The organism is Luteolibacter arcticus (assembly GCF_025950235.1).
In the GTDB taxonomy this organism is placed as follows: domain Bacteria; phylum Verrucomicrobiota; class Verrucomicrobiia; order Verrucomicrobiales; family Akkermansiaceae; genus Haloferula; species Haloferula arctica.
The window spans coordinates 87,106-103,070 of record NZ_JAPDDT010000020.1; the positions used below are offsets into that span (position 1 = coordinate 87,106).

Here is a 15,965-nt window from a genome sequence, read left to right on the forward strand (position 1 = left end):
CGTGATTCTTTCTCTCAACTCTCAACCATCGACTCTCAACTGATGGCTTCTCCTCCTCCACGCCTCGTCATGCGGGGCATCCGCAAGACCTTCGGGCCGACGGTCGCGCTGGGACGGGTGGATCTTGAGATCCTGCCGGGGGAGGTCCATGCGTTGGTCGGCGAGAATGGCGCGGGCAAGAGCACGCTGATGAAGATCCTCTCCGGTGCGCATGCGCCGGACGAGGGCGAGATGCAGTTCGATGGCCAGCCGTATCATCCGCGGAATCCGCTCGATGCCCGCGCCCGCGGTGTTGGCATGATCTATCAGGAGCTGTCCGTTGCACCGCACCTGACGGTGGAGGAAAACATCGTGCTCGGCATGGAGCCGCGGAAGGGGCCCTTCATCGATCGCAAGGCAATGCGTGCCCGTGCCCTTGAAGCGCTGGCGCATTTCGATCATCCCGACATCCGCCCGGACGTGAAGGCCGGCACGCTGTCGGTTTCCGCACAGCAGTTGATCGAGATCGGCCGCTCATTGGCGATGGGTTGCAAGCTGCTGGTCTTCGACGAGCCGACCTCGTCGCTCGCGCAGAAGGACATCGAGCGGCTGTTCCTGCTCATCGATCGCCTCAAGGCGCAGGGCATTTCGATCATCTACATCTCGCACTTCCTTGAAGAAGTGAAGCGCCTCGCCTCGCGGCTGACTGTGTTGCGGGATGGCTCGGTGGTGGGGACCCGCGACGTCGCGACCACGGAGCCCGAGGAAATCGTGTCCCTGATGGTGGGCCGCGATGTGGAGGATCTCTATCCGCGCACGGCAAGGACCACTGGCGAACGTATCCTCGCCGTGGCCGGGTTGACGGGCGCGCGTAACAAGCCGGACGGGGTCACGCTCGATCTGCATCGCGGGGAAGTGGTGGGCATCGCGGGCCTGGTGGGTTCCGGGCGCACCGAATTCCTGCGGGCATTGTTCGGGCTCGATCCGGTGAAGGGTGGTGCTGTGGAAGTAGCGACGCCGGGAACCGGGAATGCAACGCCGCGCGGTCGCTGGAAGCAGCGCATCGGCATGCTCAGCGAGAATCGCAAGGAGGAGGGTCTCGCGCTCAACCTTTCCATCGCCGACAACGTCACGCTGCCCTGCCTCGAGCGCTTCGGCTCCGCCGGCACGCTGTCGCCCGCGAAACAAAAGACCGCCACCGCCGCGTGGATCGACAAGCTCGGTATCAAGTGCCAGGGCCCGGGCCAGCCGATCGGTGCGCTTTCCGGCGGCAACCAGCAGAAGGCCGCGTTCGCTCGTTTGCTCGAATACGACGTCGATGTCCTCTTGTTAGACGAGCCGACCCGCGGCATCGACATCGCTGCCAAGGCGCGCATCTACGAGGCGATCAACGAGGTCGTCACCGACCCGCACCGTCCGCGCGCCGTCATCATCATTTCCAGCTACCTGCCCGAACTCTTCGGCGTGTGCGACCGCATCGCCGTGATGAGCCAGGGCAAACTCACCCGTGCGGTCCCCGTCGGCCAACTCACTCCGCACGACGTCATGCTGGTCGCCACCGGCAAGGCCGCCGACTTGCCGGAGGTCGGAGGACGGAAGTCGGAAATCGCGAGCAGTCCGAACTCCGCTTGCGACCTTCCGTTCTCCGATCTCTGACCTCCGATCTCCGTCTCCCATGCGCCTCAAGTCCATCCTCACTCTCCTCGGCCCCTTCATCGCGCTGCTCGTCGTGTATGGGGTCTTTGGGTCGCAGAACCCCGCGATGTTCACCGAGGATGTCGTGCTGAACATTCTCACCCAGACCGTCATCGTCGGCATCGCGGCCATCGGCATGACGCTCATCATCATCTCGGGCGGCATTGATCTTTCCGTCGGCTCGATGATCGCGCTGTGCGGCACCGTCGGCGCGACCATGGTGACGAAGGACGTCTCACCCGTGCTCGTCTTCATGGGGACCATCGCCTTCGGCGGGTTCTGCGGGCTGATCAATGGCGGCTTGTCCACGGGGCTCAAGTTGATGCCCTTCATCGTCACGCTGGGCACCATGCAGGCTTTCCGCGGTGCCGCGAAAGTGGCGACCGATGGCACTCCCGTGAATCTTCCCTTCGACGTGACTGCCTACAAGCCGTGGCTGGGTGGCGCCGGCATCCCGTGGGGCGTGTGGCTGATGCTCGCGCTCGTAGTCCTGTTCACGCTGGTGCTGCGTTACACCCGCTTCGGTCGCCACGTCTTCGCCGTCGGCTCGAATGAAAACACCGCGACGCTCTGCGGCGTGCACGTCGCGAAGACGAAGCTCTTCGTTTACATGATCGGCGGCGCATTGGCGGGGCTGTCCGCGGTCATGAACATGGCCAAGTCTTCCCAAGGAGATCCGACCACGGCCACGGGCATGGAACTCGACATCATCGCCGCGGTGGTGATCGGCGGAGCCAGCCTGTCCGGCGGCGAGGGCACCGTGCTCGGCGCACTCATCGGAGCCTTGTTGATGACGACGATCCGCACCGGCTGCGTGCTCAATGGCATCCCGACCCCGTGGACCGAAGTCATCACCGGCGTCATCATCGTCGTCGCCGTGATCATCGACCGTCTGCGGCACCGCACGGCGTGATCTCTTGCGCGGCGGGTGCTTTCCACTTGGCGGACGGCGAGGCACGGTGAAGTTTGCTCCAGATGCCCGGCACTCCGCCCGAACCCCACGCCAAGCGCTGGCGCTTGTTCCCGCGGAATCCCGTTTATCAATTCTATGCCCGCAGCACGGCGCTCAATCACTGGTTCCGGCGGCGGGTGAGGGCACCGGGGATCGCCCTGATGATCCTGATCGTGATTTCGGCGGGTGCGGCGGCGGGAAATGCCGAGACTCCGGTGTTCCAGGCGTTTTCGCTGATCTGCGGGCTGCTGATGACGGGCCTGTTCCTGCTGCTGTTCCGCCGCGCCTCGCTCGAGGCGGTGCGCGACCTGCCAGCCCATGCCACGGCCGGGCAACCGATGACGTACCATGTCACCCTGCGCAATCTGTCCCGGAGGCCGCTGAAACGCTTCCAGCTCCAGGAGACGCCACCGGATCCACGGCCGGACGAAGAGACCTTCCGGCTGAGCGAGGAGCCCGGGGAGAAGCTGCGCAATGTGTTCGACCGTTCCTTTGCCTACTACCGCTGGAACTGGCTGTGCGAGAAGCGCTTGTTGTTCGATGGCGGGAGCAGCCCGGTCGTCGATCGGCTGGGGACGACCGGCCAGATCTCGGTGACCAAAACCCCGCGGCGTCGCGGTTTGTTACGTTTGAATGACCTGCGGGTGCTGTTGCCCGACCCGCTCGGGTTGTTCCAGCGCTGCGTGAAGGTGTCCGCCCCGCCGGCCATGTTGGCAGTGCTGCCGAAGCGCTACCCGCTCCCGCGCTTCGAGCTGCCTGGCAGCGCGCGTTTCCAGCCCGGCGGCGAGGCGACGGCCCGGCATTCTGGGGCGACCGGCGAATTCACCGGCCTCCGCGATTATCAATCGGGCGATGCATTGCGGCTGATCCACTGGAAGACCTGGGCCCGCACCGGCAAGCCGGTGGTGAAGGAGCTGGAGGACACCTTTTTCCCGCGCCACGGGCTGATCCTCGATACCTTCCCGGCGGCGGGGGACGACGCGCTGTTTGAGGACGCGGTCTCCGTCGCGGCTTCCTTTGTGGTGGCGGTGGATGCCCAGGAGTCGCTGATCGATCTGATGTTCATCGCCGGCCGCGAACGAGTGGTCACGGCGGGACAGGGGATCGCGCGCGCGGAAACCTTGTTGGAAGTGCTGGCCGGCGTCGAAAGCTCGCCGGTCGAGGACCTCGACTCGCTCGCGCGGCTGGTCCAACGCCACGCCGAAGACCTTGCGGGTTGCCTGTGTGTTTTCGCCGGCTGGTCGGACAGCCGGGCCAAGCTGCTCCACTGGCTCAACCGGATGGGCATCGAGACTTCGGCAATGGTGGTGGTAAGGGAGAAGCCGGGATCCCTGCCACGCTGTCATTTCCTACGCTCCACCGACCTGGCGGGTGACCTCATGAAGTTGCCACGGCGGCTATGAAGGCTAAGCTCCCGGAGAAGTCCTGATCTCATGTCCCCACCCCGTTTCCTGCTCGGTGCCGCGCTCCTGTTCTGGGGCGCGATGACCGAGCGTGTGGTGCCGGGTCTGGCCTGTGCGATGTTGGTCGAGGGCGCGCACTGGACACGAGTGCGCTGGAATTTCGGCGAGCGCGCGTTCCTCAATGCGTGGCGGCTGTCGGTGCTGTTCCTGCTGATGGCGATGGTGCTGGTGCTGCTGAACGGCGCACGGCTCAGCGCGATGTCGATCGTATTCACCTGGCTGCCCGTGATCCTGATTCCGCTCCAGTTCGTGCAATCCTACGGGATGTCCCGGACGACGACGCTGGCGACGTTTTCGATGATGGTCAGGCGGCGACGCGAACACGCGTTGAAATACGGGCTGCCCTTCCGCGAGATCCGTTTCGGCTTCGGCAACGTTTACCTGTGCGCCACGCTGCTGGCCTCGTGCCTCGGTTCGCGGGCGGAAATGCCGGCCTTCTATCCGCTGCTGGTGATCCTCGGTGCGTGGGGGCTGATGGCAGCCAGCGGCCGGGCATGGAAACAAGTCGGGCTGGCCTCCCTCTTCGCGGTCCTGCTGTCGGCCCTGCTGGGAGCCGGCGGTGAGATGGGGCTGATGAAGTTGTACCGCATGGTGACCACGATCGGTACGAGCGATGGCAGCTACAGCTCGGAGTATGCCCGCGAGCGCCAAACTTCGATCGGTAGCCTGGGCAGGCTGAAGCAGTCGCCGGAGATCGTATGGCGCTTGATCCCGGAGCAAGGACCGCTGCCGCGTTTGCTGCGGATTGCGTCTTACAATACCTACTACGACCAAGGCTGGCAGGCCGACCTGCTGCCTTCCGGCACTGATCCCGACATGGATGGATTCGACGAGGTCGCGGAAATCACCAACCCGGACAACTTGGAAGACCTTGAGGACAAATTCCTGATCGCGGCACCGAACCTGCCAGAGCCGAAGGTTGCTGTAGCCCGCGACCTCCCGCGCTTCCGCCTGCGCGGTGCCACCCCCTCGTCTCGGAATTTCAGCCTGCTTCCGTTGCCGGGGAACGCCGCCAGCCTCCACCAGTTCGATCCCGAGGAATTCGATCGCAATCCCTTCGGCACCTTCCGCCTCAAGCCGTCGCAGCCGGTGGCGGATGCCCGCGTGCTGTGGCATCCGGATTTCTCTCCGGAACTGCCGCCGTGGAAATCCCTGGCCAGTTCCTACGATCGCCGCCGCTTTGACCATGGCCCCCTTTCTCCGGACGCGAAGAAGCGCGTGACGGTGGAGCCGGAGCTCCAGATCCCGCCGTCCGAGGCCGCGGTGATCAAGCGCGTCGCGACGGAGCTTGGCCTGCACGACGTGCCGCTGGAGGAAAAGATCGCGCGACTGCGGCGGCACTTTGTGGCGAACTTCCAGTACACCCGCTACAACCGGACCCGCGAGGACTTCGACCCGGCGAAGCACAGCACGCTGCTCGGGAAATTCCTCACCGATACCCGCGCCGGGCACTGCGAGTTCTTCGCGACATCCGCAGCGTTGCTGCTCCGCGAGGCCGGGGTGCCGACCCGCTATGTCTCGGGCTTCATGGCGGCCGAAATCGATCCCAAGACCGGCCAAGCGCTCCTCCGTGGCATTCATGCCCACGCCTGGTGCCGGGCGTGGGACGCGGAGCTGAATCACTGGTTCGATCTCGATCTCACGCCGCCCGACTGGCTCGGCTTGGAGACCCCGCGCATGGCCCGCTTCCAAGAGCTGACCGACTGGTTCCAGCGGGTGCGGGAGGATCTGCTGGTGTGGCGCGACCAGCCCGGCCACATGATGTGGCTCACGCTTGGCCTGCTCGCCCCGCTGGTGATCGGCATGGCCTACATCGGACGGAACCTGTGGCGGTCACGCAGCCGGCTGGATGCGGAAAAGGCCCGCCGCCGCGGCGCGACCGTGGTGGCCACGGCATTGACCGCGCTCGAAAGGCCCGCCCGCAAGGTGCTGGGCGAGCGCCCGCCCGGGATGCCGCTGGCACCGTGGCTGCGCCGGCTTGCCCCGCTGCTGGCCAGTCCGGACCCGCTGGAAAAAGCGCTGGCTCTCCATCACCGGCTGCGTTTCGACGCGGGAAATACCGATTCCGGATCGGACGCGGAACTGCAGAAGCTGGTCGAGGGCCTGAAGCGGGAGCTGGGCGCCGCCAAAGGGGCGCTCCGGACTACTTCTTGATCTCGGTCTTCTCCCCGGCGCCGGGCACGTCGAGCTTGGCGGCGGTGGTCGGGGGCAGCACGGGGCCCTGTACCGGTTCCTCCGGCTTCTTCGGCTCCTCTTGCTTCGGCGCGAGGTCGCTGGTGCTGCGGATGGCCTGATAGATCAGGTTGTAATTGTGGCGCACCGCCGAGGGGAAATTGACCCGGCCCGGCTCGACGATCTTTTCACGGAGCAGCTTCGAGGAAAGGTCTGCGGTCAGGTCGGCACCGACTTTCACCGCTGCGCCCACGCCGGGGACTCCCAGGCCGACGCTGCCGCCGGTGCGGATCACGTCGCTGGAAATCGTCTTCCCTTGCAGGGCCAGATTCGACTGCGCCGAAACGATCGAGCCGTTCTTGTCGATGGTCACCTCCAGCACCGCGTGGTCGTCACTGGCCAGCCAGCCGCGGCGGTGGTCGATGCGCACCGAGGCGAAGATGCCGCCGTCGGGGGTGGGGGTGATCTCGGGCTTGTAGGTCCGGTACTCGGAGCCGGAGAGATCGTAGTCGCAGACGTTCTTCGACTTGGCATTCCAGCCGCCGAGGCTTTTGCCGAAGGCCTCGATATCGAGCGTCACGCCGGCGTGCAGCGTGGAAACGAGCGAGAGGAGCAGTGCAGTACGAATCATGGTCGGTGGCGTGGCGGAAAATACCACCGTGCAGACGGAATCCTTCAGTGAAAAATTCGAGACCGCTTCCGAAGGCCACGGGAAATGCGCAAGGCTACTACGGAAACGCGCATGCGATCGCCGCGATTCCACGGCTGTCGAAAGATTCCGGGACAGGCTCGCCGTAGCGCGTCACGCCCGACCGCCTCCGTCAAATCATGGAGATTGTTGCCCTTTTCGATCGCATTTGTCACAAGCCGTCATGATCACGAATCCCGCCTTTCTCCGCCTCGGCGTCCCCGCTCTCGTTGTTTCCCTAGGAGGCGCGTCGTTTGCCGCCGAGCCACTGGTTTCCCTGAAAAAGGGCGACCACGTCGCCATCGTCGGCAGCGGCTTGGCCGATCGCCAGCAGCACCACGCCTGGCTGGAGGCGCTGATTCATCGGGCCTATCCGGATCTGGACCTGACCGTGAGGAATCTTGGCTTCGCTTCCGACGAGGTGAACGTCCACGTCCGCTCTGCCGACGTGCCGACGACCGAGTGGTTCCTTTCGATGAAAAAGGGCGACTCGACCAAGCCCGGCAATCCGAAGGTCATTTACAAGGCGGGCACCGACTTCGGCGCGGATGTCATTTTCGCTTATTGGGGGTTCAACGAGTCCTTCCGCGGGCCTCAGGGGCTGGACGGCTTCAAGGCGGAGCTGGGGGGCTATCTCGATGCCCAGCTCGCCGCAAAATACAACGGCGAAGCCGCGCCGCGGCTGGTGCTCTTCTCGCCGATCGCCCATGAGAACCTGAAGAGCCCGGACTTTCCCGATGGTGAGGCGAACAACGCGAACCTCGCGCTTTACACGAAGGCGATGGCCGAAGTCGCGAAGGCCAAGGGCGTCCCTTTCGTGGATCTCTTAACCCCCTCGAAGGATCTCTTCGCGAAGGCGGGCTCGCCGTTGACGATCAATGGCATTCACCTCACCGAGGAGGGCGACCGGCAGCTCGCGCCGGTGCAGTTTGAGGCACTCTTCGGCAAGAAGCCGCCGTCGCCCGATGACGCGAAGGTGGAAAAGATCCGCACCGCGGTGGTCGAGAAGAACCTCGAGTGGCACCACCGCTACCGCACCGTCGATCAGTTCAACATCTTCGGCGACCGCTCGCGGATCGCTTACAAGGGCGTCACGAATGCCACCACGCTCGGCGAGGAGCTGGCGCAGCGCGACGTGAAGACCGCCAACCGCGATCAACGCGTGTGGGCGATCGCCAAGGGCGGTGACCTCAAGGTGAGCGACGACAATCTCCCCAAGGTCAACCTAGTCCCGCCGAACCGCGACGACGAGGTGCCCTACCTCGATCCCGAGGAAGCGATCAAGCACCTGAAGCTCGCGCCCGGCTGCAAGGTGGAACTCGTCGCGAGCGAGCTGTCCTTTCCCGATCTGGTCAACCCGGTGCAGATGTCCTTCGACACGAAAGGCCGGTTGTGGATCGCCGCGTGGCCGACTTATCCGGAGACCTCGCCGACCACCACGAACTTCGACAAGCTGCTGGTCTTCGACCTCGATCCCAAGACCGGCAAGGCGGCCAAGTGCACGACTTTCCTCGACGGGCTGAATTGCCCGACGGGCTTCCAGTTTTACAAGGATGGCGTGCTGCTGATGCAGTCGCCCGACCTGTGGTACGTGCGCGATACCGACGGCGACGGGAAGGCCGATACCAAGGAGCGCGTGCTGCACGGCCTGGATGCGGCGGACTCGCACCACGAGACCAACAGCATGTGCCTGGAGCCTGGCGGTGCGGTTTATCTCAGCGATGGCGTCTTCCACCGCAGCGGTGTCGAAACTTTCAGCGGCCCGGTCCGCAATACGGACGGCGCGATCTATCGCTACGAGCCGAACACCGGGAAGTTCATGCGCCATGCGTCCTACGGCTTCGCGAATCCGCACGGCCGCGTCTTCGACTATTGGGGCAATGACCTGATCACCGACGCGACCGGCAACGCGAACTACTTCGGCCCGGCGATGAGCGGCCACCTCGACGAGGGCAAGCACCCGGGCATGAAGCAATTCTGGAACCGCCCGTCGCGTCCGTGCCCCGGCACCGCCATCCTGACCAGCCGGCATTTCCCGGATGACTGGCAGGGCCTGTTCCTCAACACCAACGTCATCAGCGTGCAGGGCATCTTCCGCGCGAAGATGAGCGAGGAAGGGTCGGGCATCAAAGGTGAGACGATTCCTAATCTGATCGAGACGGACATCGCGAAGAACCCGAACTTCCGTCCCTCCGGCATCACCGTCGCGCCGGATGGCTCGCTGTATTTCATGGACTGGTCGCAGATGCTGATCGGTCACTTGCAGCACCACTTGCGCGACCCGAATCGCGACCACCAGCACGGCCGGCTTTACCGCATCACCTATCAGGGTCGTCCATTGTTAGAGCCGAAGAAGGTCGATGGCGAGCCGGTGGCGAAGCTGTTGGATCTGCTCAAGGAGCCGGAGAACGACGTCCGCATGCGTGCCAAGATCGAGCTCGGCAAACGCGACTCAAAGGAAGTCATCCGCGGCGTGAAGTCGTGGCTGAGCGTGCTGGATGAAAAGGATCCGGCCTTCGAACACCACGTGCTTGAGGCGCTGTGGGTTCACCAGTGGCACAATGTCGTGGACCTCGACCTGCTCAAGCGCGTGCTCAAGTCGCCCGATCCGCGCGCCCGTGCCCAAGCCATCCGCGTGACGGGCTACTGGCGCGACCGGGTGCCGGATGCGCTCTCGATTCTGAAGACCGCGGCAGATGACGAAGCTCCGCGCGTTCGTCTCGAAGCCGTGCGCGTGGCCAGCTACTTCCGCCAGTGGGAGGCGGCCGATGTGGCCCTCACCGCGCTCAAGCACCCGACCGACTACTATCTCGAATACTGCCTGAAGGAGACGATGCGCCAGCTCCAGCCGTGGTGGAAGGCCGCGGTCAGCGAGGGCAAGGCAATCGCCGCCGACAATCCCGCGGGCATCGAGTATGTGCTCGGCTCCGTCAGCACCGGCGATCTGGCGAAACTGCCGAAGTCACCCGTGACGCTCACCGCCCTGCTCACGCGTTCCGGCGTGCCCGCCGCGCAACGCCAGCAGGCGCTGGCGGATCTCGCCCAGCTCCGCGGGGCGAAGCCGCTGGATGTGCTGTTAGGCGCTCTCGCGGGAGGTGGCGCGGGAGTGGAGGATCTTTCCCGTCTGCTTCTCCAACAGCCTGCGGCGGACCTGAAGGCTTCCCGCTCGCCGGTGGAAAAACTCGCCGCGTCGAAGGTCGCCGCAGTGGTCCGCCAGTCGGCCATCGCCGCGATGATCATCGCCGACGGCAATACCGATGCGACTTGGACGGCGGCCATGAAGTCCCCGGGCGCGCTGGTCGATTTCCTGGAAGCCCTGCCGAAGGTCACCGATGCCGGTCTCCGTGCCAGTGCCTTCGACAAGGTGCTGCCGCTGTTGTCCTCGCTGCCTCCGGAGATGAGTGCCGCCCTTGCCAACAAGAATGGCGAGGCGCGCTACGTCCGCATCGAGTTGCCGCGCGAGGGCACGCTCACGCTTGCGGAAGTGCAGGTCTTCGCCGGCGGCCAGAACGTGGCTCTCAATGGCAGTGCCAAGCAATCGAGCACTTCTAACGATGGAGAAGCGAAGCGCGCCATCGATGGCAGAACCGACGCAGGCTACGAATCCGGCACGCAGACTCACACCGAAGAAGGCGAGGATCGTCCCTGGTGGGAAGTCGATCTCAAGAGCGGCCAGCCCGTGTCCGAAATCGCGGTGTGGAATCGCCAGGGCTTCGAGGACCGGCTCAATGGCTTCACCCTCACGGTGCTAGATGGAAATCGTCAGGAGCTTTTCAAGAAGACCGGCATTCCTGCGCCACGGCTGTCGTCGAAGATCGAGGTGCCGCACGATCCCGCCGCCGGAGTGCGCGGCGCCGCGATCCGCTCGCTGGTGACGATGAAGAAGGATCCGGCCAAGGTCTTCTCGGAGCTGGCGAAGCTCATCCAGGCGGACGAGCAAGTGCCCGCCGCGGCCAAGGCGATCTCGCAGCTTCCGCGCGATTCGTGGTCGAAGGATCTCGCCGATCCGCTGGCTGCCGCGTTGGTGACTTGGGCGAAGAAAGTGCCCGCCGACAGCCGGACGACGCAGGACTACAGCGAGGTCGTGCAGATGGCCAATGAACTTGCCTCGCTGCTTGCCCCCGACCGTGCCGCCGCCGCACGCAAGGTGCTGGCGGATCTGAAAGTGAATGTCTTCGTGATCAAGGCAGTGACCGAGCAGCTCCGCTTCGACACCACCGAGATCACCGTCGAGCCGGGCAAGCCCTTCGAGGTCATCTTCGAGAACCCCGACCTGATGCCGCACAACCTCGTCTTCGTGCAGCCCGGCACCGTGCAAGCCGTCGCCACCGCGGTGCAGGCGCAAGCCCCCGACAAGCTCGACAAGCAAGGCCGCGCCTACGTGCCGGACAACGACTCGCGCGTGCTCGGCGCCACCAAGCTGCTGGAGGCCGGCCAGAAGGAAACGCTGCGTCTCACCGCGCCCGCGAAGGAAGGAATCTATGAATTCGTCTGCACCTTCCCCGGTCACTGGTCGGTGATGCAGGGCAAGCTGGTGGTGAAGCGGCCTTGATTCACTTCTCCAGCGCATCGAGCTTCATCAAGATCTGGCGGACGATCCAGTCTCCGTATTCGCGCTCCAGCCGTGAGCCGAAGAACGAGGTGTCCGCCAGTGACTCGAAGCGAATCTCCCGGGTCCATGCCTTCTCTTCGGCATGGACCCACAGGATGGCGAGGCAAGGAAGGATGATCGCGATGGCGATGAAGGGGTGAGCCGCGCTCATCAGCACCGAGCGGTGAAGCTTTCTGGCCTGGGGGCCATTGAAGCAGCCGACCGCCTGAATGATGAGCCAGATCAGCGGGAATCCGAGCAGGCAGCCGAGCATGACCGCTGCCATTGCCAGGGCATCCGGCCACGGGCCCATGACGCGTGGCACGATCGAGGCCAGCGGCATGATTGCCAAGGCAGCGGGAAAACATAGCCGCCCCGGGTCCGGCCCGACCCATCCGAGGGCGAGCAAGGCGCCCCGGCGGCCAAGCCGCTGTCGGGCCACTTGAAGCGTCCCCAGCAGTACGGACACAGCGAATGCCACCGACTGGGCGATCCAAAGCATGAAGCCGATCTCCGAAATGCTTTCATCCCTGAATCCAAGCCACGGCATTCGGGTGGAAAACAGGTAGACGATTGCGGGCAGGATGACTCCCACGGTCAGGATCGCGAGCCGGTCGCGATGATCTAACAGGCCGGCGATCCGGGCGTCCAGCAATCCGACTTCTTTTCGTTGGATGAAAGAAGCGATGAACAGGAATCCCAATGCCAATAGGAGAAGCACAGCCATGCCATGCATCATCAACCTCTCATAAACCGCATACTCGGCGAGACGTCCTCCGCGCAGGTCAGTCTCCGACACCTTGGCAGAATCAGGGCTCCGGCGGGAGGAACTGAAAGCCATTCCCTGGACCACGAAGTTGCTGCCGAGGTTTTTGCTCAGGGCGTCGGGAGCAGGGGTAGGATCGGGTTTGAGCTTCGGATCGATTGCGCCGGTGAAGTCTTTCCACCGCTTCGCTTTCGAGGGGTCCCCGATCTCGCTCCATGTTTTTTCCATGGCGCGACCGCCACTCAGGGCCGTGGCGCGGACCATGAGGGAGTCAATGAGCTGGGTGCGCGAAACGGTGCCGAGTCTGCGGACGAACCTTCTTAACAAGTCATCGAGTGAGGCGAGCCGTTCCGAATCCGCCGCCTTGGAAGCGCCGGTCGCTGCCAGCCCGAATCCTTCGTGGTAGCTTTTCAGCTCTACCCAATTCGCCGCGGTGTCCTCCGGTTGAAGGATTGAGAAGTAAATTCCCCGGGACCACGCTGCGAAATCATCAGGTGGTGGCACCGCTGCGAGGCGAATCGAGTCGAGGCGCTTCCCGTAGTCATCCCATCGTGGCATGGACAAGGCTTCCTCAAGCAATCGCCATCCTTTTTGGAAGCCAGCCGGGTCGATCACCTGACGCTGGGGTTTGGAAGGCTTCGGGGTGGACGGAGGTGGCAGCCCTTTTTCACGCGCGGCCAGACGTTCGGCCCTGGTGATTCGTGGGGGTGGGGGAGGCTCTCCCACGGCGGATTTCACCTCTGATGCCCCCGCCAGAAGGCGGAACCAGCCATTGCCGGGATCCAATTCCTCGCCGGTCTCGACGAAATTCTCGGGCCAATTCCCGAGTTCTTTCCGATGGGCCAATGCATAGGCGTAGTAGTGGGCCGGGTCGCGGGGATGGCGCTCCCACACGCGCTTCCATTTCACTACTGGATCAAGCTCGGTGGGTTCACCGATGAGCAGGTGGAGTTGAGCGGGCGAAACCTTGCTGCCAATTTGCTTGGCGAAGGATTTATCATCATAATTGGCTCGCAGGAATAGTAACTTGGGTAAGCGCGGCACTCCCGCGTGGCTACAGCATAGGCTGCTCACGGAATTTGCGATCTCATTGACCTCCCAAATATCTGACAGCGACCCTCTGGCACCCGGGCCCGCAATCGCGAACCATGCGACCACGAACCACGTCGCGAGCAAGGCGGCTGAGAGAATCCGGTGCCTCGCCAGAAAGCCACGGCTTGTCCGGTTCATCCGGTCCGCGGCCGTGAGGGCATCGTCGCCGGTGGCCGCGCTAGGCCAGGTGGAGGCGAGGGCGACGGCTCCTTCCAACGTCTCGCGCCGCGAAGGGTCGTCCCCTAACGGGCGCATCACCGCGTCGACAAACGTGCGCTGGTCCGGCTCCAATTCCATCGTCGCTGACCTTGAATCAGCCGTGGCGTCCGAGGCAATTCCAGGAAGTGGGGAATTGCATTCACCAGACACCCACCTCTTTCGCCCACGTCTCCCAAGCCGCAGTCATCGCGGCGGCCTTCTCTTGGCTGGCTGCGGCAAGGTCGGAGAGTTCACACGGATCCTTTGCCAGATTGTAGAGTTCCCACGGCGATGCCTTGTTCTTGCGGACCAGCTTCCAATCGCCATCGCGCCATGCGGCGGCACCGAAGTGTTCCCAGCCGATGGCGCGCGAGATTCCCGCACTGCCTTTCAACGCCGGCAGCAGGGACTTGCCCGGCATTCCCTCCGGTGGCTTCGCGCCGGCGATTTCGCAGAAGGTCGGCATCACGTCGATGACGTGGCCGACGGCATCGCTTGAGGTGCCAGCTTTGATCGTGCCCGGCCAACGGATGAGGAACGGGGAGCGGATCCCGCCTTCATGGGTGTGCGACTTGTGGCGGCGGAACGGCGTGTTGGAGGCGTTGGCCCATGATTGGCCGTAGTTGTGATAGGAGTCCACCGTGCCGATTTCGCCGGCGAGGTCGGGGCGGAAGTTTTGGCCGAGCAAGCCGCCCTCGGCGCAGGCGCCATTGTCGGAAAGGAAGGCGATGACGGTCTTGTCCAGCTCGCCGGCCTTGGCGAGGTCGTCGAGGAGCACGCCGATCTCGGTATCCATGACCTCGATCATCGCGGCATAGACGGCCATCTTGCGGGCCATTTCAGCGCGTTTCGCTTCCGGAAGTTTTTCCCACTCCGCTCCATCCGGCGGGCTCAAGGGTGTGCCTGCCGGTAGCAGCCCGAGTTCGATCTGCCGCCGGTGCCTCGCCTCGCGCACCGGCTGCCAGCCATCCCGGTAGGCCGGCTCGTGCTTCTTCACGAGCTCCTCCGGGGCATGCAGTGGCCAATGCGGCGCGGTGTAGGCGAGGTAGAGGAACCACGGCTCGGCCGGGTGCTCCTTGCGATGTCCCGCCAAAAATCCGGCGGCTTCTTTGGTGAACTCGCGAGTGATGTAGCGGCCGTCGGCGGGCGGGACGATCTTCTCGCCATCGCGGGCGAAGACGCGTTCGCCCTCCTTGGTTTTGTCGATACGAAGGTCGTAGTAGTTCATCGCCCCGGAGATGAGTCCATAGGAGTGCTCGAAGCCGCGATCGATGGGCCACTGCGGACGGAATTCGCCGACGTGCCACTTTCCGGAAAGGTAGCTGTGGTAGCCGGCCGGCTTGAGCGCCTCTGCCAGCGTCGTGCAGGTGTCGTTCAGGTAGCCCTGGTAGGGGCCTTTTTCGTTCCCCGGCTTCTCGACGACCATGGCCCCGATGCCGGCTTGGTGCGGATAGAAGCCGGTCAGCAGCGCGGCGCGGCTCGGGCAGCAGCGGGCGGCATTATAGAACTGGCGGAACTTCATTCCCTCCGCTGCCAGCCGGTCGAGATTCGGCGTCGCGATTTCCGAACCGTGGCAGCCGAGGTCCGACCAGCCGAGATCGTCCGCCAGGATGACCAGGAGGTTGGGATTCTCTGCCGCGGTGGCGGTCATGGCGGCGAGGAGCCAGACGAGGATCGGGGGCTTCATTTCCGCAAAGCTAGAGGCCGGGGAGGGGGCTTGTCCGGCCCGCAATCGGGGGATCCGGTGGAAAAACCCGGGCATTGACAGGTCCGGCTGCGGCACGTAGGGAATCGGCCCCGCGCTGAAAGCGTCACGGCGGAGTAGCCAAGTGGTAAGGCATCGGTTTGCAAAACCGCTATTCGAGGGTTCGATTCCCTCCTCCGCCTCCATCATCTTCAGTCACTTATGGAGGGTGATGCCTAACGGAAAGATTGTCCGGTGCATTAATGTCGCACTAATCCGCCCGCAGTGAGGAGTGGCGTTGGGCCCGCCCGCGGTCCTGCACCTAATTACATCGAGCGTGCAACGTGATCTCCCACCGCTCGCTGGGGCCAGAGCGGAATCCGTTAGCCTGTTGAACTGCCGTGGTGCTCGACGCCCTCCCCGCCAGTGTCCCTGTCAGCCTGCTAGGAAAGACCGGCTAGCTTGGCTGGGATTCCCCTTGCAGTGGCCCATGAAGGGCAAGATGCCGATGCTCACCGAAGCCCGCCGCGTCGAAGGTGGGCGGCTCTTGGGTCTCATGTCAGTCGGTGTAGAGGGGACGGTATTAGAGGCTGTCTTAAAAATCATCTCCGCGGATTTTAATCTGTACTAGTTAGGTCAGGTATTGGAGAAGCTCGGGATGCCAGATTACCCGAGCAGCTTGACC

Annotated in this window: 8 protein-coding genes and 1 tRNA gene; 6 read left to right on the plus strand and 3 right to left on the minus strand. The window is 64.0% G+C overall.

From position 1 onward, the window contains the following. Window positions 1-42: 42 nt before the first annotated feature. From OKA05_RS26230 to OKA05_RS26245, 4 genes are all read left to right on the plus strand, one after another. Window positions 43-1,635 carry a sugar ABC transporter ATP-binding protein gene (locus tag OKA05_RS26230; RefSeq protein WP_264490187.1) on the plus strand — a complete coding sequence of 531 codons (1,593 nt, stop codon included), beginning with the start codon at window positions 43-45 and terminating at the stop codon, window positions 1,633-1,635. Between the two features lie 19 nt (window positions 1,636-1,654). Beyond that, window positions 1,655-2,587, plus strand: a complete 933-nt coding sequence (locus OKA05_RS26235) for an ABC transporter permease (protein ID WP_264490188.1) — start codon at window positions 1,655-1,657, stop codon at window positions 2,585-2,587. Window positions 2,588-2,649: 62 nt separating this feature from the next. Beyond that, complete coding sequence (locus OKA05_RS26240; RefSeq protein WP_264490189.1) at window positions 2,650-4,029, plus strand: DUF58 domain-containing protein; 1,380 nt, start codon at window positions 2,650-2,652, stop codon at window positions 4,027-4,029. Window positions 4,030-4,059: 30 nt separating this feature from the next. Further along, window positions 4,060-6,243, plus strand: coding sequence for a transglutaminase-like domain-containing protein (locus OKA05_RS26245; RefSeq protein ID WP_264490190.1), 2,184 nt, complete (start codon window positions 4,060-4,062; stop codon window positions 6,241-6,243). Here the strand turns inward: OKA05_RS26245 and OKA05_RS26250 are convergent. Continuing rightward, window positions 6,233-6,892 (minus strand): hypothetical protein, encoded by a 660-nt coding sequence (locus OKA05_RS26250; protein WP_264490191.1) that lies wholly within the window; start codon window positions 6,890-6,892, stop codon window positions 6,233-6,235. The two genes, OKA05_RS26245 and OKA05_RS26250, sit on opposite strands and share 11 nt — an antisense overlap. 241 nt (window positions 6,893-7,133) lie before the next feature. Between OKA05_RS26250 and OKA05_RS26255 the strand changes: the two genes are divergently transcribed. Further along, window positions 7,134-11,501: a DUF7133 domain-containing protein gene (locus OKA05_RS26255; RefSeq protein WP_264490192.1), complete on the plus strand. Its 4,368-nt coding sequence runs from the start codon at window positions 7,134-7,136 to the stop codon at window positions 11,499-11,501. 1 nt (window position 11,502) lies between these two features. On the opposite strand, the gene OKA05_RS26260 is transcribed toward OKA05_RS26255, so the two are convergent. Then, window positions 11,503-13,695: a hypothetical protein gene (locus OKA05_RS26260; protein WP_264490193.1), complete on the minus strand. Its 2,193-nt coding sequence runs from the start codon at window positions 13,693-13,695 to the stop codon at window positions 11,503-11,505. Between the two features lie 61 nt (window positions 13,696-13,756). Then, entirely contained in the window at window positions 13,757-15,283 is a 1,527-nt protein-coding gene (locus OKA05_RS26265) for an arylsulfatase (protein ID WP_264490194.1), read from the minus strand. A 128-nt stretch (window positions 15,284-15,411) separates the two neighbouring features. Between OKA05_RS26265 and OKA05_RS26270 the strand changes: the two genes are divergently transcribed. Then, window positions 15,412-15,486: transfer RNA gene (locus OKA05_RS26270), tRNA-Cys, on the plus strand. Window positions 15,487-15,965: the final 479 nt, after the last annotated feature.